The sequence below is a fragment of the Hyphomonas sp. genome, from assembly GCF_022844445.1.
Lineage (GTDB): Bacteria > Pseudomonadota > Alphaproteobacteria > Caulobacterales > Hyphomonadaceae > Hyphomonas.
In genome coordinates, this window is sequence record NZ_JALHLS010000010.1 from 1 (window position 1) to 19331 (window position 19331).

The 19331-nt window shown below is 64.5% G+C and carries 19 protein-coding genes; 14 read left to right on the forward strand and 5 right to left on the reverse strand.

Annotation, left to right across the window (positions count from 1 at the left end):
- Positions 1 to 679, reverse strand: a 679-nt coding sequence (locus Q0C17_RS11885) for an alpha/beta hydrolase (protein WP_291206402.1), incomplete at its 3' end; no start/stop codon positions are given.
- Positions 680 to 735: 56 nt separating this feature from the next.
- On the opposite strand from Q0C17_RS11885, the gene Q0C17_RS11890 reads away from it, so the two are divergent.
- The gene (locus Q0C17_RS11890) at positions 736 to 1896 is read left to right on the forward strand and encodes a glycosyltransferase family 4 protein (RefSeq protein ID WP_291206405.1); all 1161 of its coding nucleotides are present in this window, start codon (positions 736 to 738) and stop codon (positions 1894 to 1896) included.
- Positions 1897 to 1910: 14 nt separating this feature from the next.
- Positions 1911 to 2948 (forward strand): glycosyltransferase family 9 protein, encoded by a 1038-nt coding sequence (locus Q0C17_RS11895; RefSeq protein ID WP_291206408.1) that lies wholly within the window; start codon positions 1911 to 1913, stop codon positions 2946 to 2948.
- Here the strand turns inward: Q0C17_RS11895 and Q0C17_RS11900 are convergent.
- Positions 2945 to 5446, reverse strand: coding sequence for a zinc-dependent metalloprotease (locus Q0C17_RS11900; protein ID WP_291206411.1), 2502 nt, complete (start codon positions 5444 to 5446; stop codon positions 2945 to 2947). The genes Q0C17_RS11895 and Q0C17_RS11900 overlap by 4 nt on opposite strands.
- 187 nt (positions 5447 to 5633) lie before the next feature.
- Between Q0C17_RS11900 and infC the strand changes: the two genes are divergently transcribed.
- The 12 genes from infC (at position 5634) to Q0C17_RS11960 (ending at position 15637) form a co-directional block, all read left to right on the forward strand.
- Positions 5634 to 6176 carry a translation initiation factor IF-3 gene (infC, locus tag Q0C17_RS11905; RefSeq protein ID WP_366914820.1) on the forward strand — a complete coding sequence of 181 codons (543 nt, stop codon included), beginning with the start codon at positions 5634 to 5636 and terminating at the stop codon, positions 6174 to 6176.
- Between the two features lie 1107 nt (positions 6177 to 7283).
- Positions 7284 to 7484 (forward strand): 50S ribosomal protein L35, encoded by a 201-nt coding sequence (rpmI, locus tag Q0C17_RS11910; protein WP_291206414.1) that lies wholly within the window; start codon positions 7284 to 7286, stop codon positions 7482 to 7484.
- Positions 7485 to 7529: 45 nt separating this feature from the next.
- Entirely contained in the window at positions 7530 to 7892 is a 363-nt protein-coding gene (gene rplT, locus Q0C17_RS11915; RefSeq protein WP_291206417.1) for a 50S ribosomal protein L20, read from the forward strand.
- Between the two features lie 12 nt (positions 7893 to 7904).
- Complete coding sequence (locus tag Q0C17_RS11920; RefSeq protein ID WP_291070686.1) at positions 7905 to 8066, forward strand: hypothetical protein; 162 nt, start codon at positions 7905 to 7907, stop codon at positions 8064 to 8066.
- Between the two features lie 79 nt (positions 8067 to 8145).
- Complete coding sequence (locus tag Q0C17_RS11925) at positions 8146 to 9201, forward strand: SMI1/KNR4 family protein (protein WP_291206419.1); 1056 nt, start codon at positions 8146 to 8148, stop codon at positions 9199 to 9201.
- Positions 9202 to 9277: 76 nt separating this feature from the next.
- Positions 9278 to 10354 (forward strand): phenylalanine--tRNA ligase subunit alpha, encoded by a 1077-nt coding sequence (gene pheS / locus Q0C17_RS11930; protein ID WP_291206422.1) that lies wholly within the window; start codon positions 9278 to 9280, stop codon positions 10352 to 10354.
- Entirely contained in the window at positions 10351 to 10830 is a 480-nt protein-coding gene (locus Q0C17_RS11935; RefSeq protein WP_291206425.1) for an ASCH domain-containing protein, read from the forward strand. Before pheS ends, Q0C17_RS11935 begins: the two co-directional genes overlap by 4 nt.
- Positions 10827 to 13220: a phenylalanine--tRNA ligase subunit beta gene (gene pheT / locus Q0C17_RS11940; protein WP_291206428.1), complete on the forward strand. Its 2394-nt coding sequence runs from the start codon at positions 10827 to 10829 to the stop codon at positions 13218 to 13220. Before Q0C17_RS11935 ends, pheT begins: the two co-directional genes overlap by 4 nt.
- Before the next feature lie 28 nt (positions 13221 to 13248).
- Positions 13249 to 14028, forward strand: a complete 780-nt coding sequence (locus tag Q0C17_RS11945) for an ion transporter (RefSeq protein ID WP_291206430.1) — start codon at positions 13249 to 13251, stop codon at positions 14026 to 14028.
- Positions 14012 to 14842, forward strand: coding sequence for a 4-hydroxy-tetrahydrodipicolinate reductase (gene dapB, locus Q0C17_RS11950; RefSeq protein ID WP_291206433.1), 831 nt, complete (start codon positions 14012 to 14014; stop codon positions 14840 to 14842). The genes Q0C17_RS11945 and dapB overlap by 17 nt, the downstream gene beginning before the upstream one ends.
- Before the next feature lie 73 nt (positions 14843 to 14915).
- A complete protein-coding gene (locus tag Q0C17_RS11955) occupies positions 14916 to 15350 on the forward strand; it encodes a PTS fructose transporter subunit IIA (RefSeq protein WP_291206436.1) in 435 nt (144 codons plus the stop codon).
- A complete protein-coding gene (locus Q0C17_RS11960; RefSeq protein WP_291206439.1) occupies positions 15350 to 15637 on the forward strand; it encodes an HPr family phosphocarrier protein in 288 nt (95 codons plus the stop codon). Before Q0C17_RS11955 ends, Q0C17_RS11960 begins: the two co-directional genes overlap by 1 nt.
- 75 nt (positions 15638 to 15712) lie before the next feature.
- Here Q0C17_RS11960 and Q0C17_RS11965 read toward each other — a convergent pair whose 3' ends face one another.
- From Q0C17_RS11965 to Q0C17_RS11975, 3 genes are all read right to left on the reverse strand, one after another.
- Positions 15713 to 17269 (reverse strand): 2-isopropylmalate synthase, encoded by a 1557-nt coding sequence (locus Q0C17_RS11965; RefSeq protein WP_291206442.1) that lies wholly within the window; start codon positions 17267 to 17269, stop codon positions 15713 to 15715.
- Between the two features lie 154 nt (positions 17270 to 17423).
- Positions 17424 to 18167 (reverse strand): VTT domain-containing protein, encoded by a 744-nt coding sequence (locus Q0C17_RS11970; RefSeq protein ID WP_291206445.1) that lies wholly within the window; start codon positions 18165 to 18167, stop codon positions 17424 to 17426.
- A 58-nt stretch (positions 18168 to 18225) separates the two neighbouring features.
- Entirely contained in the window at positions 18226 to 19197 is a 972-nt protein-coding gene (locus Q0C17_RS11975; RefSeq protein ID WP_291206448.1) for an oxidoreductase, read from the reverse strand.
- Between the last annotated feature and the right edge of the window lie 134 nt (positions 19198 to 19331).

Here is a 19331-nt window from a genome sequence, read left to right on the forward strand (position 1 = left end):
GGTCGCCGTCCTTTATCAGGTGCAGCACGAGGTCTTCGGCCGTCAGGGCCTGGGTCAGCGCCAGCGCATGGCCCCAAGGCACATCTGGATCCTGGATGCCCTGCAGGATACGCACGGGGCCTGAAAATGGAATGTCCTTGTCGAGGATCGACCATTGCCGCCCGTCTTCAATCAGCGCGCGTGTGATCGGATAAGGTGCTCCGTAGGCGGATGGTCTCAGGGTGAATCCTTCCTGCATGATTTCGGCCTGCTCCTCCGGCGTGAACTCCGGCCACATCAGCTTCTCGGTGAAGTCCGGGGCAGGGGCGATCAGTACGAGGCCCTTCACGCGTTCCGGCCGGGCGAGCGCCGCCAGCAATGCCATCCACCCGCCCATGCTGGAGCCGACCAGTACCAGTGGTCCGTCCGTCTGCGCGTCAATCACGGCGAGCGCATCTTCACGCCAGGCGCTGATCGTGCCTTCCTCGAACGCGCTGCCCGACTGGCCATGCCCCGAATAGTCGAACAGCAGCGAACCGAACCCAGCGCCGCGTGCCCAGGCCTCGAGCGCCACCGCCTTGCCGCCGGTCATGTCGGACTTGAAGCCGCACAGCCACACAAACGTCACGCCGCCAGTTGCCGGTGTGCGGCGAAACGCGAGGCGCCGTCCCTCGGGTGAAGTGAAAGATTCCGTTGTCATGGCAGTTGCCTTCCGCCATCTCTCTCGCCTGTCAAGCGAGTAGGGCGGGCCGCGTATTGGGCGAATTACCGGAACTTAAGGGAAAGACGATCCTGCAGGTCGCACCTGAGCTCTCCGCCGGCGGCGTGGAGCGCACGGTGCTGGAAGTCACTGAGGCGATCGTTGAGGCCGGTGGTCGCGCTCTTCTCGCCAGCAAGGGCGGACGGTTGGAGGCGGAGTTTGCCCGCCTCGGCGGCGAACTCATCCGCATGGACGCCAAAAGCCGCAACCCCCTCACTCTCAAACTTAACGAAGGCAAGCTGCGCCAGATCATCCGAGAGGAGAAGATCGACCTCGTTCATGCCCGTTCCCGCGCGCCTGCGTGGAGCGCTTGGGCGGCTGCGAAAGCTGAAGGTGTACCCTTCGTTACCACCTATCACGGCGCTTATTCCGGCACGACCGGTCTGAAGAAGGCCTACAATTCAGTCATGGCCAAAGGCGATCTCGTCATCGCCAATTCCGAGTGGATCGCCGCGCACATCGCCGAGGTCCACGGAATCGATCCCGCCCGTATCGTCACCATACCGCGCGGTGTGGACCTTGACGCCTTCGATCCCGCCGCCGTTGCCCAGGCCCGCGTGGACGCGCTGCGCCAGGCCTGGGGCCTCGAAGGCGACACGCGTCTCGTGTTGCTGCTTCCTGGCCGCCTCACCAGCTGGAAAGGCCAGGGCCTGGCGCTGGAAGCCCTCGGTCTGCTCTCGCCCGAGGAGCGAGACGGCCTCATTCTCATCCTTGCCGGTGACGCGCAGGGCCGCGACGGCTACGTCTCCGACCTCGAGCACCAGATCACCCGCCTTGGCCTGACCAGCCATGCCCGCATCGTGCCCCACATCACCGACATGCCTGCCGCCTACCTCGCCGCCGGCCTCGTCCTTGCCCCCTCCACCCGGCCGGAAGCCTTCGGCAGGGTCGCGGCCGAGGCCTCCGCCATGGCCCGGCCCGTGATCGTCGCCGACCATGGCGGCGCCCGCGAAACTGTTGTCGAATACGAGACCGGCACCCGCGCCGAACCGGGCAGCGCGCCCGCGCTGGCCGGTGCCATCCGTGCCATGCTCTCCCTCGGTCCGGCATCCCGCGCCTCGATGGGCCGGGAGGGCCGTGCCCATATCAGCCGCCACTTCTCGAAAAGAGGGCTTCAGGCGGCGACACTGAGGGTCTATAAGCGCCTGCTGGAGTAGGGGAAATCGAGGACTTGAACACCGCGCGGACCAAAACCGCCAGTCCGGCCAATCCGGGCGCCACGGCAAAGGAAGTGCTGGTCATCAAGCTCAGCGCGCTGGGTGACTTTGTCCTCGCGCTCGGCGCCATGCGTGCGGTCCGCGAGTTCCACCCCTCTGCCCGCATCACCCTGCTGACCACGCCGCCCTTCGAGGAATTTGCGAAGGTCATGCCTTATGTTGACGCCGTAGAGACCGATGGCCGCCCGGAAGGCCTGAAGCCCACTGCCGCCCTGATCCAGCGCATCAAGAAAGCGAAGTACGACGTCATTTATGACTTCCAGACCAGCGGCCGCACCAAGAACTACTTCACCGCGCTCAACCGCGGCGGCAAGACGCCGCTCTGGTCCGGCCATCACGAGAAGGCCGCCTTCTTCCACGACAACCCGGCCCGCGGCTCGATGCACTCCATCGACCGGCTCGCCGAACAGCTGGAAGTCGCGGGTGTCGCGCCGCAGGGCCGCTGGCTTGGGCGCAGTGCGCCGTTCCCGGATCTTGGCTGGGTGCGTCCGAAGCTCGGCAACACGCCGCGCCTGAACCCCGCTTATTTCGGCCTCACGCCGCCCTACATGCTGTTGATCCCTGGCGCGTCCGAGCACCGTGAGGCCAAGCGCTGGCCGGTCGAGAACTATGCCGCCCTTGCCAAACGTATCGCCGATGCCGGCATCCAGCCCGCCATCATCGGCGGCAAGGCGGAAGGCCAGATCGCGCAGGAGATCGTGAAGCGCGAGCCGCGTGTAAAAAGCCTTGTGACGCGTACGGATCTTTTCCAGATCGTGACGCTTGCCGAAACCGCCGTCTTCGTGGTCGGCAACGATACCGGCCCGATGCACATGGCCACGCTCGCTGGCGCGCCGGGCATCGCCCTCTTCGCCACCACCGAGAGCGATCCGGACCATTCGGCCCCGCGCGGCCCCAGGCCGGTCATCGTCAATGCGGCGCCTACGCTGCAGGAACTCTCGGTGGACGATGTCTGGCAATCGGTCCGCGCACTCGGCGTCCTGAAAGCCTAGTTTCCGCAGAACCAGCAGTCTTCCGTCTGCCCCATCGCGCCAATCGGCGGGCCGGGCGGCACCGGCAGGGCCGGCAGCGGCCGCGCCAGCGCCGCGTCTTCGCGGGCGAGATGCCGGCTGATCCGTGCACTGAGCGCGGCCAGGTGCGCGCGGTCTGTCTCGCTCTCGCCCTTGAGCTTCTTGCCGAAACCCTGGCTCATTGCTGCCAGCTTGGCGTCCACCACCGCCGAAACTTCCGCCGTCGCGCCTTCCGCCCGTGCCAGCGCCATCATCTCCGAAACGAACCGGGCCTGCACCACGCGCGCCAGCGGCGCCAGCCGCGCGTCGGTCTCCGGCGCAAACACTGCCGCGTCGATCTCGTCGAGGATTGCCCGAAGGCTCAACGTGCCCGGCACGCGCTGCTCATAGGCCGCCACGCGCCCCGCCCGCGAGGGTTCCAGAATCGCAGAGAGTGTTAGTCCCGCCGCAATATCTGCCGCGCCCGCAAGATCAAACACCGGCCCCGTCCGCCCCGGGAACACTTCAGCAATCGAGCCTACGCCGGCATAGCCCAGTTCGCCGGGCGTCAGCTGGTTCAGCACGGCGTCCGGCAGGTCCAGCGACGCCGGGTCCAGCGTGCGCACCAGCGCGGTCAGCGCGCGGCGCTGTTCCTCTGGCGCCATAGGTTTGGCTGCCGCGTCGCCGTCACCAGTCACTGCATAGCGGAAATCCAAGCCGCCGATGAACTTCGCCGCCGCCTCCACCTGATAGCGATGGTAGAGGTAGACTGGCACAAGCACGGCATTGAGATCGGAGCTCGGCCGCCCTTTCGCCAGCACGCGCGGGCCAAACCCATCGAGCGCGATTCGCCGCACGGTCATCACCTCGTCGAGCGCCGCAACGGGGTCTGCGCCATTGTCCCACACGGAGGCATAAGGATGCGCGGTGTCCATCGTGCGCGCATGGTCATCGGACACAAAGCGCAGGCCTGATCCGTAGGCGGCGTCCACCATCGCGTCCAGCGCCGCGCCGTCATCTCGGCCGCCTGGAAACTCCGTATACAGCCACTTGATCGTGAAAACGTCCCACGCGCCAAGCCCCGCGCCATAAGCGTTCGAGAAATCGAGACCGCCTTCCGCGGTTGGTTTCACCCACGGGGCCGGATAGTCCATCACCGAGGCACGCCCCGTATTGCTGGCCGCAAAATTGTGGGCAATCCCGAGCGTATGGCCAACTTCGTGCGCCGAAAGCTGTCGGATGCGCGCCAGTGAGATCGTGATCGGGTCGTCGGCTGCGCCGGTGCCCGTCTTCTCAGCGCCCGCAAGACCTTCGAAGATCATGCGGTCCTGCCGGATGCGCTGCGAGCCGAGGATCACGTTCGCCTTCAGAATTTCACCGGTGCGCGGATCGGACACGCTGCCGCCATACGACCAGCCCCGCGTCTGCCGATGCACCCAGTTGATGACATTGTAGCGCACGTCCAGCGGATGCGCGTCCTCCGGCAGCACTTCTACGCGGTAGGCATCCTTGAAGCCCGCCGCCTCGAAACCTTCCGCCCACCAGCTTGCGCCCTCGATCAAGGCATCACGGATTTCCGGCGGCGCGCCATTGTCGACATAGAACACGATCGGCTTCTTGACCGGCGAAATTGCCGCTAAAGGGTCGGTCTTCTCCAGCCGGAACCGGCGCGACAGGCGCGTCACGATCGGCTCGCCCAGCGGTGCTGAGAAGTCATAGAAACCCATGCCGATATTGGCCGTGCGCTGATCAAACGCGCGCGGCTCATATCCGTCATCCGGCAGGCGCACAAAGGAATGGTGTACTACCAGCGTCACCGCCCGTCCGTCCGCCGCCGCCGCGCGCGTCTCGGCGTTTGGCGCGGAGGTTTCGAAAGTCAGGAAGGCATCGATCTCCGTATTGTCTGGAAACGAAAGTACACTCGCGGTGTCCGGCATCGATCGGTCGGCCGCGAGACTGTAGCCTGCCGCGTCCTTGCCGTGCGCCAGCGCTGCACTGAAATTGCCAGCGTCGCGCGTCAGAAAGCCCGTCAGGTCAACCAGCAGTCGGCCGTCCGCCCCGGTCGCCGCGATGCCGGTCGACCAGAGGAAGGACGTCGCAAAGCTCTGCTGGACGGATTTCTCTTCCGCCGCCCGCCCCGAGGTTGCCCGGTAGCGCCAGTTCTCCTGCTCGGCCACCACCTTGTCGCCAATCCGCCGGAACCGAACGATTTCGCCGGACGAAGCATTCCCCCGGTCGAGCCCAATCGGGTTCGAGCCGAGCCCCGCCGTGAGGCCGACTGCATGGATGAACCGCACACTCACGCCGTCCGCGCCCGGCGCGGGCAGGGCGGCCAGAACCCGCCCGGTCGCGGGGTCTGCGTAGAGGTCTAGAAAGCCCGGCCTGGCCGTCAGCCCCGCCACCTGCTGCTCCAGGGGCTTCGCCGGCGCTATCTTCGTCTCCGCCATCGCCGGCCCCGCCACCAGAATCAGACAGGCACCAATCATCGCAAAAAGTCTCATGGCAGGCCCCCGGGACGCAGTGTTGAGCTGCGCACCAAAGCCGATCCCCTGCCGCAGGGCAATCTGGCCCCCCGAACTTTGCCGGTTGCGTCCCGGCCCGGTCCGCGCCAAAGCATCGCGCCTTGAAGATGCCTGCAATTGCGGGCATATTCACGCCACTTTCAACAATCCGGGAAGGAGTCCTCCCATAGCTCGCAGACCTGAAGCCGAAGCCCCCGCCAAAAAGCAGGTTGGCCCACGTATCAACGAAGAGATCCGCGCCGCCCGCGTGCTGCTGATCGACGAAAAAGGTGAGAAGCAGGGCGTGATGCCCCTCGCTGCCGCGCTCGACGCTGCGCGCGAAGCGGCTCTCGACCTTGTGGAAGTTTCCGGCGAGCAGGAAGTGCCTGTCGTCAAAATCCTCGATTACGGCAAGGTCCGCTTCGAGGAGCGCAAGAAGAAGGCTGCCGCCCGGAAGAAGCAAAAGTCTTCCGAGCTCAAAGAGATCAAGATCCGGCCGAACATCGACACGCACGATTATGAAGTGAAGGCCCGCGCCATCCACCGCTTCTTTGAAGAGGGTGACAAGGTGAAGATCACCCTGCGCTTCCGTGGCCGCGAGATGGCCCACCAGCATCTCGGCATGGAACTCCTCGAGAAGATGAAGAAGGATTTCGAGGAGACTGCCAAGGTCGAGCTCGAACCCAAGCTCGAGGGCAAGCAGATGACCATGGTCCTCGCCCCGCGTTGATCGGCCCCCATTGAACCGTCCAGAAGCCCTCGCCACCAGCGGGGGCTTTTTGCTACCCCCCCTATGAGTGTTCCCTCAGCGCGCGGCATCATCTGTCCATGCTTGCTGCTGGCCGGCACCGGATTGCGGGACTTCTGCGGACGGCTTTCTTGTCGCTTCCCGCCTTCGCGGAGCAGGGGCACCGTGCCTCCGTGCCGAGCGGTGGGAAGACGTCTTCCCTGCTCGCTACGACCCCGTCACTCTCCGTATTCGGAGGATGTCGCCAGGAGACGCCCCTGCGCTCGCCGCCTGTGCCACTACCTGTTCGAAAGCCAGGGCCAGGTCATCGATAACCGTATCAATGCCGCCGATGCTCTGTGGGCGGACTACGGTACCTTCCGCGCGCCAGCGCTCCCTTCGCTCGACCTTGGTGAGTCGCCCGCGCTCACGCGCCCGCTTTTCTCCGGCGCCACTGCCCGACATTGCCGCCCTGCCGAGGAACACCCCGTTGATGCATTGAGGCGCCGCCTCACGAATGCCGCCGGCGAGGTTAACGCCCTCGTCGGCGCCGCCCGCTTCGCAGGTGCCGAAGCCCTCGCGCTGGCGACTAATGCGACCGCGGTGTTTATGGCTGCGCTCAATGCACCTTGCGACCGCTCACGGACTGCCCTTTCGGGCTGTCTGCTTTTTTCTCACTCCACAGATAATGCAATCCTGCGACTTCCCCCGATCATTCTCTGTTTCGCCGCCCGGCCCCGTTACCCTGATGCGAAGGCAACCCAGGTTCCTCTTTTTATAAAATGAGTGAATGATCGCCCAAATCAGGTAGGATGTTCCCGCCAGCTGCCTCCGGCTTTCAAAAAACGGGCGCCGCCCGCCAGGCCGCGATGCCGCCTCGAAAGCAAAAACCGTCCATAAGTCTCCAAACGACGTCTGGACGTTTCTGGGCTCGCCTTTTCGCGGGGCAAGGCGGAACTTTTGCCTAGGTTCAGCGCGCCCCCTTGATTCCTGGCCGCCGCTCCTTCATAAGCCGCCACTTCCGGACTCCGGGGCGACGGCATTGCCCCACTGTCCGTGTATCCCGGGCCGCCAGATCTGGTGTGAGCTCTACAGTTTGAGGAGAAAAACATGCCGAAGATGAAGACCAAGAAGGCCGCTGCAAAGCGGTTCAAGATCACCGCGACCGGAAAGTTGAAGCATGGCGTGGCCGGCAAACGCCACCGCCTGATCAGCCATAACTCGAAATATATCCGCCAGAACCGCGGCACGTCCGTCGGCGCCAAGGCAGACGAGTCCCGCGTCAAGAAGTACCTGCCGTACGGCCTGTAACTTCCTATCCCATTGATCTTGAACACGAATTGACAGGAGGCCAGTATGCCCCGTTCACGCGCCAAAGTGCCCGCCCACGCCCGCCACAAGAAGATCCTGAAGCAAGCCAAGGGCTTCCGCGGCCGCCGCAAGAATACCTTCAGCAACGCCTCCGCTGCTGTCTGGAAAGCCGGCGAGTACGCCTACGTTGGCCGCAAGGTCAAAAAACGCCAGTTCCGCTCCCTCTGGATCCAACGCATCAACGCTGCCGTCCGTATCCATGACGAAGAGCTGACATATTCCAGCTTTATCAACGGCTTGACGAAGGCCGGCATTGAAGTTGACCGGAAGGTCATGGCCGATCTCGCTGTCCGGGAACCGGAGGCTTTCGGCGCCCTCGTCTCCCAGGCCAAAGCTGCCCTCGCCTAAGGATCCCGACCCATGAGCAAGTCCCCGAACAGCGTCCTCCACCCGAGCAAGAAGCCGCGCGTCAAGCGCCGGAACTCGAAATGGACCGCCAACCTTTCAAAGCGCGCCAACATCGGCATTTTTGGCAACACCAAGAAGGCCCGCAACGCCCGCAAGAAAGCTGCCCGCGCGTAATCTGATCGCGCCCGCTGGCACATCGCCCGCGCCTGAATTAAGCCTCCCGCTGACCTCATGTCGCGGGAGGCTTTTTTTCATGGGCGTGTCGAAGCTGAGCGCAGCACTGCGGATCACACTGGGCGTCAGTCTGGTCGTGTTCGTGCTCGCCATGGGCTTCGTGCAGCGGTCGGCCTGGATCCTGCCTTTCCTCGGCATCGGCTTCACCGCGGCCTACCTCTTCGGCCAGATGCGCACCTGGCGCCATGCGCGCAATACCGGGAAACTGAAGCCATACTGGCTGCAGGTGCCGGCCGATTTTGGCGTGCAGCTAGTGCTGGTTTCGGTGCTCTACCTGGTCGGCTTCGGCTTCAGCGCGCTGGTCAGCGGCGGGGTGGCTGTCGCGCCGTTTTCGCCGGGTGACGCGATCTGGCCGCTGGCGATCGGTGCGATTGGGTCGATCCTCGGCCTGTATATCGACCGGCTTGAGGGCCGGCCGTCGAGCTATTTCCCGGACTGGGCCAGGGATATGGGTGTTGCAGACGAGACGCCGGCTGCGGATCTGCGGCTGCTGCCGGAGCCCGTAACGCTGCAATCCTTTTTCTCCGCCCCTGCCGACACGGTGTCAGCCACCGAACATGAGGCCGCCGCCTGGGCGGATGCTTATTCGGCGCTGACCGAGGGCCTCAGCGAGGATGACATCACCCGCGCTGAGGCGCGCCTTGGACGGGCTTTGCCGGACCAGCTGATCGCGCTCTACCGCCACCAGAATGGCGGTTCGGTCGCGGGTCTGTGCATTCCGTTGCCGGAACATCCCGAGCCCAGCCGCTACAACCACGTGATCATGCCGTTCGGCGGCTACAATGACCTCGTGCCGGCCGAAAGCCTGCGCACGGTCTGGGATTCAGTCACTGACTATGCCGACCCGGATGCTCCGGACGAGGCAAACCAGTTCCCGCCGGGAGCGAAAGGGATGATCGTGCTGGCCCAGTGGTACCGGGAAACCCTGTTTCTGGACTATAACCAGCCGGGGGCTCCGCGGGTCGGTTATACCGATTTCGACCGGTTCAATGCCGATGGCAGCCGGGACCAGATCGTCTGGTGGAAGGATTTTGAGACTTTCTTTGCTGCCTTGCGCCATTACGAGCCGGTCTGAAGCGCGATTCTAGCGGGTTGGCGCGGGCCCAAGAGGCCGCTAAACAGCGCGCTTGGTTTTCCGGAAGGGTTGTCACTTGTCCGACATTACATCCATCGAGCAGGAAGCGCTGGCCGCCATCAAGGGCGCGGCCAGCCTTGATGCGCTGGACGCCGTGCGCGTAGCCGAACTTGGCAAGAAGGGCCGGGTTTCCGGCCTGATGGGAACGCTGGGGACGATGGCTCCGGAAGAACGCAAGGAAAAGGGCCCGGCGCTGAATGCGCTCAAGGTTCGCATTGAGGACGCCGTGCGCGCGCGCAAGGGCGCGCTTGAGGCGGTGGCGCTGGAAGCCCAGCTGAAGCGCGAAACTGTGGACCTCACGTTGCCGGCCGCCCCGTCGGCCGGGGAAGGGGCGCTGCATCCGGTCATGCAGGTGTTCGAGGAGATCGCGGCCATCTTCGGCGACATGGGTTTCCGCGTGGCGGAAGGCCCGGACATTGAAGACGATTGGCACAACTTCACGGCACTGAACTTCCCCGAAGGTCACCCGGCGCGCGAGACGCATGACACCTTCTTCCTGAAGCAGGGCGACAGCGCGCTGCCAAAAGTGCTCCGTACACATACGAGCCCGGTGCAGGTGCGCACCATGATGACCGAGAAGCCGCCGATCCGGATTCTGGTGCCAGGCCGCGTGTTCCGCAATGACTGGGACGCGACCCACACGCCGATGTTCCACCAGGTGGAAGGCCTCGTCATCGAGGAAGGCATCCACATGGGTCACCTCAAGGGCTGCCTTGTCGACTTCGTGAAAGCGTTTTTCGAAGTGGAGAATGTGACCGCGCGTTTCCGTCCGCACTTCTTTCCGTTCACGGAGCCTTCGGCCGAGATGGACGTGCAATGCCAGCGTTCCGGCGGCGTGGTCGAAGTCGGCAAAGGTACAGACTGGCTGGAGGTGCTTGGCTGCGGGATGGTGCATCCGAACGTGCTGCGCAATTGCGGGCTGGACCCGGCGGTCCACCAGGGCTTCGCCTTCGGCATGGGCGTCGACCGTCTCGCCATGCTGAAATACGGCATGCCGGACCTGCGCCCCTATTTCGAAGCAGATCCGCAATGGACCCGTCATTACGGCTTCTCGCCCTGGCTTACACCGTCCGTCAGCGGAGGGTTGTCGTGACCTCGCATCCGGATTGGGCGGGCCTCAAACACTTTCGTTTCGGGGACAGTCCTGAACTGGCGGACCGCCTGGCCGCGCTGGTCGTAGCAGGTGTGAAGACCGCGACCTGTTCGGCGGCGGTGCATGGATTTGAAGCTGAAATCGGCGAGCAACAGGTTGTGTTGTCCGGCGAGGGCAGACCTGTCGCGGTGATCGAGACCCTGTCACTGGATGTCATTGCGCTCGAGACGGTCACGCCTGCGCAAGCGGCGCAGGAAGGCGAGGGTGATCTCAGCCACGCTTACTGGCTTGATGTGCACAAGGCCTATTTCCAGCGCGAGGGCACGTACGCGCCCGGCATGAAGGTGATCTTCGAAACGTTTCGCCTTGTCGCTGTACTGGACGGCGTGTTTGCCGCCCGCGCGAATGAACACTTGAAGGCCGAGCGCGCAGAAGCGCTGGCCGCCAGATATACCGCTCTCGGAGCAAATGCATGAAATTCACCCTATCCTGGCTGAACGATCATCTCGTCACCAAAGCGTCGCTGGATGATATCCTCGGCTATATGGGCAAGGCGGGGCTTGAGGTCGAGCACGTCACCGACCCGAAGAAGGCACTGGCGCCGTTCACGGCATGTAAGGTGCTGGAAGCCGAGCCTCATCCGCAGGCGGATAAGCTGCGCGTCTGCAAGGTCGAGACGATCGACGGCGTCAAGCAGATCGTCTGCGGCGCGCCAAACGCGCGTGCCGGAATGACAGCGATCTATGCGCCGCTCGGTACCTGGATTCCGGGGCTCAGCATGGCGCTCGACAAGAAGCCCCGCGCCATTCGCGGCGTCGAAAGCCACGGCATGATGTGCTCCTCCCGCGAACTTGAGATTGGCGATGACCATGATGGCATCATCGACCTGAACGGCGATTATACGGTCGGAATGCCGGCCGCCGAGGCGCTGGGCGCAACCGATGCGGTAATCGATTTCGAAGTGACGCCGAACCGGCCGGACTGGCTGGGCGTGCAGGGCATTGCGCGCGACCTTGCTGCCGCAGGCGCTGGCCGCTTCCTGCGCAACGACGCCAGGAAGGTGCCAGGCAGCGGCGATTGCCCGGTAGAGATCAAGCTGGAAGCGCCGGAAGCCTGCCCGATCTTCGCGGGCGCGCTCGTGCGCGGCGTCACCAATGGACCGTCCCCGGACTGGATGCAGGCGCGCCTCAAGGCGGCCGGCCTGCAGCCGCGTTCCCTTCTGGTGGACGTGACGAACTATATCTCGCTGGACCGCGCGCGTCCGCTGCACGTCTATGACGCGGCGAAGCTGTCCGGCGCCGTCGTCGCCCGGCTTGGCCGCAAGGGCGAAAGCCTTGAGGCGCTCGACGGGAAAAACTATTCAGTCACGGAAGACATGTGCGTGATCGCGGATGCCTCCGGCGTGATCGGTCTTGGCGGCGTGATGGGCGGCATGTCCACCGGCGTCTCCGCCGAGACGACTGACGTGTTCATCGAGAGCGCCTGGTTCGATCCGCTGCGCACCGCGCGCACCGGACGCGTTACCGGTATCCATTCCGATGCGCGTTACCGCTTCGAGCGCGGCGTCGATCCGCAAAGCTGCCTGGATGGGCTGAACCTTGCCCTCGCGCTGATCCTGGAATATGGCGGCGGCACCGCCACCAAGGCGCGCGTTGCGGGCAGCATTTCCGCGCGCATCCAGAAAGTGACCTTCTATCACAGCGATGTGGAGCGCCTCACAGGCCTCCTCGTGAAGCCCGCGGAAATGAAGCGCATCCTGAAGGATCTCGAGATCGACATCGAGGACGCGGGCGATGCCTGGTATCTGCTCCCGCCCTCGCACCGTTTCGACATTGATCGGTCTGCGGACATTGTGGAAGAGATCGCGCGCCTGGTTGGCTATGACCAGCTCCCGACACGCTCGCTGCCGATGATCGAGGGGATGAAGCAGGGTGTTGCCTCGACGCGGCAGACGCGCGTCGCGATCGCGCGCCGGGCGATGGCCGCACGCGGTTTCCTCGAGGCCGTGACCTGGAGCTTCATGGCAAAGGAGCATGCGAGCCTCTTCGGCAAGATCGACGAGGCGCTGACGGTGGCAAACCCTGTCGCGAGCGAGCTGAATTACATGCGCTCCACGGCGCTCTCCAACCTTGCGCAAGCCGCGCAGCGCTCCGCCAACCGCGGCGAGCGAAGCATCCGCCTGTTCGAAGCTGGGCCGATCTATCTCGGTGATGGCCCAAAGGATCAGCGCACGGTCATTGCCGCATTGGTGCAACCTTCGGCGCAGCGCCACTGGCAGGGCAGCGTACAGCCTTATGACGCCTTTGCGGCCAAAGCCGATCTCTTTGCGCTGCTCTGTGCGCTTGGTCAGTCTACGGATAAGTTCCAGATCGGCGCAGCGACGCAGCCCCACTGGCATCCCGGCCAGTCGGCGAGCCTCAAGCTTGGCCCGAAGATGACAGTTGCCAATTTCGGCGCGCTGCATCCTGGCGTACTGAAGGCGCTGGATGTGGACGGTCCGGTCTATGCGTTCGAGCTGAACCTCAACGCGCTCCCGGTGATGAAGGCGAGGGCGACCAAGACTAAGCCGGTACTGGAGAAGGCGGACCTCACGCCGATCCGGCGCGACCTGGCCTTCGTCGTGGACGCAGGGGTTGCGGCCGGTGAACTCGTGAAGCATGCGCAGGGCGCCGAGAAGCAACTCGTCTTGAAGGTGGACGTGTTCGACGTCTACCAGGGCCAGGGCGTGCCGGAGGGCAAGAAGTCGGTCGCGTTCGAAGTGACAATCCAGCCGCGCGAAGCCCTGAAGGATGACCAGATCCAGGCGATCATGGACCGGATCATTGCTTCCGTGGCAAAAGGAACGGGCGGCGTGTTGCGCGGCTAGGCCGCGAGAGGCAGGGAGCGGACGGATCATGCAGGCCTGGCTTTATCGGCAGCTTGTGCCGGAGGCGCGCAAGTCCGGCATTTCGCCGCTCAACCTCTTCATCGTCGGCCTTGTGCTGTTATCCTTCCTGTTCCTGGCGCTGGAGACAGAGCCTGTGCTGAACCAGCAGCCGGCCTGGGCGAAGCTGTTTGCCGTGTTCAACATCACCGTTGTCAGCATCTTTGCGGTCGAATACGCCGCCCGCATCTGGGTGGCGGGGGTTGATCCGCAGTTCCGGGGTTTGGGCGGGCGGCTCAAATACGCGACGCAGTTTTATCCGATTGCGGATCTTCTGGCCTTCCTTCCCGAGCTGATCCTGATGCTGGTCGGCGGTGGAGGCGCGCTGCTGGTGCTGCGCGTGCTGCGGCTGGCGCGGCTCGTGAAGATCGCGCGCTTCATCCCGGCCTTTGACGCGCTGGGCGCGGCGCTGCGGCGGTCGAGCTCGCAATTGATGACGAGCCTCGCAGTGGCGCTGACACTGGTCTACGTGTCGGCGGTGCTGCTGTATTTTGTGGAAGGGATCGGCGGGCAGCGTCAGGAGGAGTTCGCCTCGATCCCGCGTGCCCTCTGGTGGGCGGTCGCCACCCTGACGACAGTGGGCTATGGGGATGTCTATCCGGTCACGCCGCTCGGGCGTTTTTTCTCGGCGATCATCGCAATTGCGGGTATCGGGGTTGTGGCCCTGCCGGCAGGTGTGTTTGCCAGCGCCTTCTCGGATGAACTGAAAGAACGGCGCGAAAAGGAAAGCCGCAATGACGAAATCCAGTGATGCGCTGAAAGTGGCTGTGGCGGGTGTGGCGGGGCGTATGGGACGCCAGCTGGCCGCGATGGTGATCGACCGTGGGCTGGTGCTCGCAGGGGCCAGCGAGGTTGCCGCGTCGGGTGTGTTCGATGAGGATGCGGGGGTTCTGGCCGGGCGGCGCGCGGTGGGCGTTTGGCCTTCGCCAGACGTGCAGGAAGCCGCCGACGGCGCCGATGTGTGGATCGATTTTACCCGGCCGGAGGCGACGCTGGCCGCGCTGGGCGCGCTGCGCACGACGTCGGTGCGTGCGGTGGTGATCGGCACGACAGGCTTTGCGCCTGATCAGGAAATTGTGATCCAGGCGGCATCCGCCCGCTTCGCCATCGTCAAGGCCGGCAACTTCTCGGTCGGCATTAACCTGCTGCAGGCCCTGACGCGACTTGCGGCATCGCGTCTCGGGTCCGGCTGGGACATCGAGGTGCTGGAGAGCCATCATCGGCTAAAAGTGGACGCCCCGTCGGGCACGGCGCTGATGCTGGGCGAGGCCGCGGCCGCAGGGCGCGGGCGCTCATTGGGGGACCTTCTGGCGAAGCCGTATCTGGGCCCGGACGCCGCCCGCAAGGAAGGCGAGATCGGGATGGCGGTGCGCCGCGGCGGGGGTATTTATGGTGAACACGAAGTTATGTTCGGGGCGACGCGGGAGGTGCTGCGCCTGTCGCACATGGCGCTGGACCGGACGGTTTTTGCTGAAGGAGCGGTAGCGGCTGCCGAGTGGGCCGCGGCCCAGCCGGCGGGTCTTTACGACATGAATGATGTGTTGGGTCTCGGCCACACCGCCTGAGGAAAGCGCTTGCACGTCGGCTGAATGCGCCTTGACGCGCCGCAGCATCGTGCCAACGTGACGGTTCTGTTAAGTGAAACCGAGCGTTCCGAAACACATGATCGGCATCGTTGTCGTCAGCCATGGCAAACTTGCGCACGAGCTCGTGGCGGCCGCGGAACACGTGGTTGGACGGCTTTGGCGAACGCGTGCAGTGTCGATCGAAGCCGACGAAGACCTTGATCTGAAGCGCGAAGCGATCCTCGAGGCGGTGAAAGCCTGCGACGCCGGCCGCGGCGTGATCGTTCTCACCGATATGTTCGGCGGCACGCCGTCGAACCTTGTTCTCTCGCTGCGCAGCCGCGCGCGGATGGAAATCGTCTCCGGCGCCAACCTCCCCATGCTGATAAAGCTGGCCCAGACGCGCGACAACCTCACCTTGGAAGAAAGCGCGCAGGATGCGGCCGAAGGGGGCCGTAAGTACATCACGATCGCTTCCGACATCCTCGCAAAGTTGCCGTCCTACTGATGTCCGACGCGTTCCCCGCCACGCGGCGCGCCACCATAATCAATCGCAAGGGGCTGCACGCCCGGGCTTCGGCCAAACTCGCCAAGCTCGCCGCCGAGTTCGATGCGCAGGTGTTCGTCAGCCACGAAAGCGAGACGGCCGATGCCCGTTCGATCATGGACCTTCTGATGCTGGTTGCGCACACAGGCTGCGTCGTCGAGATCAAGGGCAGGGGCGCGCAGGCGGACGAAGCAGTGAACGCCATCGCCCGCCTAATTGAGGACGGCTTCGGCGAGACCGATAGCTAGAGCCCCCTGGGCTCCAGCCACTTGCTCGTCGCGGCGTTTTCCCGAAAGCCGGTTCCCACTTTTCGGAACGCCGCTTTAGGCCGCTTTCCGCTTCGCCTTGCGCACTTCGAACTTGTTGAGCGCGTGCAGGTAGGCCTTGGCGCTGGCGACCAGCGTGTCGGGATCCGATGAGCGTCCCGTCGCCATGATGCCGTCGCCATTGAGACGCACCGAGACGGTGGCCTGCGCATCCGTGCCCCCAGTCACGGCATGCACCTGGTAGAGTTCCAGCACGGCCTGGTGCGGCACGATCTGGCGGATAGCGTTGAACACGGCATCGACCGGGCCATTGCCGCGCGCAATGGCGAACTTCTCTTCGCCGTCCACGACGAGGTCGATTTCGGCCGTCTGCGGACCATCGGTGCCGGCAACGACGCGCAGGCGCTTGAATGCAATGCGCTCGCCTTCGGTGGCCAGCTGTTCGTCGACCAGGGCGACGATGTCATCGTCGAACACGTGTTTCTTGCGGTCGGCGAGGTCCTTGAAGCGCTTGAACGCGTCGTTCAGCGCCTCGCCCTCGATGAAGTAGCCCATCGATTCCAGCTTGTCGCGGAAGGCGTTGCGGCCAGACAGCTTGCCCATGACCAGCGAGGTTTTCGCGACGCCGACATCTTCCGGCTTCATGATCTCGTAAGTCTCGGAATTCTTCAGCATGCCATCCTGGTGGATTCCGCTTTCATGCGCGAAGGCGTTCTTGCCGACGATCGCCTTGTTGTACTGCACCGGGAAACCGGTGATGCGGCTGACCATGGCCGAAGCGCGGGCGAGATAGCTCGTGTCAATGCCGGTCTCGTAGGGCAGCGTGTCGCCGCGCACTTTCATGGCCATCACGATTTCTTCCAACGCGGCGTTTCCTGCGCGTTCGCCGAGGCCGTTGATCGTGCACTCAATCTGGCGAGCGCCATTCGACATTCCGGCCAAGGAGTTCGCGACCGCGAGGCCGAGGTCGTTGTGGCAGTGCGTGGACCAGATCACCTTGTCCGAGTTCGGAATGTTTTCGATCAGCCGGCGGATCAGGGCGCCGTACTCGTCCGGGTGCGAATAGCCGACCGTGTCCGGCACGTTGATCGTGGTCGCCCCCGAGGTGATAGCCGCGTCGATACACTTGCAGAGAAAGTCGAACTCGGTGCGGGTGGCGTCTTCGGCGCTCCACTCGACATCATCGACCAGGTTGCGGGCCTGCGCGACCGAGCGCCCGACGGCTTCCAGCACAGCGTTCGGACCCATCTTCAGCTTGTGCTTCATGTGCACGGGGCTGGTGGAGATGAACGTGTGGATGCGCGGGCGCGCGGCCTTGCGGACGGCTTCGCCGCAGCGGTCGATGTCCGCGGGCGTGGAGCGGGCGAGGCCGCAGATGATTGCGCGCTTGGACTGGGCGGCAATGGCGCTGACGGACAAGAAGTCGCCCTCCGAGGCGGCGGGGAAGCCGGCCTCAATGACATCGACGCCCATCTCTTCGAGCAGGTTGCCGAGTTCCAGTTTTTCATTGTGCGTCATCGAAGCGCCGGGCGACTGTTCGCCGTCGCGCATGGTGGTGTCAAAAATGACGACGCGGGGTTTCTTCGCGGCTTTCGCGGTGGATTTCGAGGTCATGGGGTTTGCGGCTTTGCGATGGGTTCTGAGGGAAGGGGTGTCAGATGGTTCAGCATCCCCTGGCCGCGCGTGCGCCCCTCAGTTGGAGGCGACCGGCTCCGGCCAGGGGCCGGTAAGCAGCAGAAGAAGGGGCAAGAGTTTGCGCATAGCGGCTTTAATCGCCCTTGTTCTGCCCGGTGTCAATCTCCTGCGGGGTAGTCGCGGGAATATCTTGCCAGGCGCGCCGGGCCCGCCGGACGACGAAAAATGCCACACCCAGGTACAGGGCGAGGGCCGCGCCCCCGAACAGAATGGCCGTCAGGGGGTTGCCTTCATAGGCCGACACAATGGTCTGCCAGCCCACCGAAACCAGCAGGATCTTCGGCAGGATGCCGAGGCCCATGCCGATCCAGTAGTCCCGGAACTTCGCGGCGCTGGCGCCGAACACCATGTTGACGATCAGGAAGGGCCCCGCCGGCACGCTGCGGACGATCGCGCTGGCGATCAGGGCGTTGCGACCAATCAGGGTGGACAGTTTCTGAGCGCGGGGCCCGGCATAGCGGCGCACGGCGGCCTCGCCTCCGGCCCGGCCGACCCCGAATGTCAACGCGCCGGACACCATGTTGGCAACCCAGCCATAGGCTGCGCCCAGCACCGGACCGAAAACGGCCACGGAAGCGGCCAGCAGGGCGAACTGCGGCACGCCCAGGAAGGCGGCGACACAGAAGACGGCAATGACCGCTGGAAGGCCCCAGGGGCTGCCGGCAAGACTTCTAAGCCAAGCCTCGGTTTCACCCAGCCCCGGCAGCAGGCCGAGCTTGCCGAGCGCGAACACACACAGCACCAGCACCAGTAAACCTAGGCCGACAAACAGGGCATTCCGGTTGGCCGGTGCGGCAGCGGGCGTCTCTTGCGTCATGGCTGGATCAGGTGCGACAGGCGGGGCGCGCCGTCAATCGAGCGCGGCAGGCAGGCGGTCACGCTTCGGCCAGCATCTTCTCGCTCATCGCCCAGAGTCGCTCGGCTCGGGCATCATCGGTGATCCATTCGCGCGCGTGTTCCCAGCGCTGGCTTTCGGGCGTCGCGGACTTCGCGATGTTGCAGTCCTCGCAATAAACACCGCCCTTGCCGGCAAGACCAGGCGAGGTGGCCGCCCAGACGGTGGTTGAGGCGCCCTGTTCAGGGGTCTTGAACATCGCCTCCACGGCGGCGGGAATGGTGCCATCGGGGTTTTTCCAGCCGAGCGCGGCCATCTCCTCGTCAGTCAGGTGGCGCTGCAGCGGCGTGAAGATGCCGCCGGGGTGGATGGAGAAGGCGCGCACGCCGACATCGCGGCCGAGCATGTCCACACCGAGCGCAAAGAGGGCGTTGGCAGACTTCGCCTGCCCATAGGCTTCCCACTTGTCATAGGTGCGGGTGGTGTAGTGGGGATCGTCCCAGATCACGTCCGAACGGACATGGCCGGTGGAGGAAAGCGCGACGACGCGCGCGCCTTCGGCGGCCTGCAGGGCTGGGGCGAGTTTCAGGGCAAGCGCCATGTGGCCGAGATGATTGGTGCCGAACTGGGTTTCCCAGCCCTTGCCGACCCGGCCGAAGGGCGTCGCCATCACGCCGGCATTGTTGATCAGAATGTTCAGGGCCCGGCCGGTTTCGAGATACTGGTCGGCAAAGCTGCGGACGCTGGCGACATCGCCGAGGTCCATCGCGGCGATCTCGATCTCGCCGGCGACGTCCGCGAGGGCGGCGGAGGCGGCGTCCGCGCGCCGGGCTGGAACGGTGACGCGGGCGCCGGCGCCGGCGAGGGCACGGACGGTTTCCAAACCGATGCCGGAATATCCACCGGTGACGATGACGTTCTTGCCGGTGAGATCGATGCCGGCGACCACTTCGCGGGCGGTGCTCTTGGCGTGGAAACCGGAATCCACCGGCACCTGGTCTGTTGCAGCCATGATATTCGCGTCCCTCTGCTGGTCTTGCTGCTGACAAGGTTAGCGCTGCGGCGGTGGAGGGGCTACTGTAATCTCTGGAAGCTTGCCCCCGCGATGCCTAAATTCGCCGCTAGTCTTCACAATCCGAATGGAGA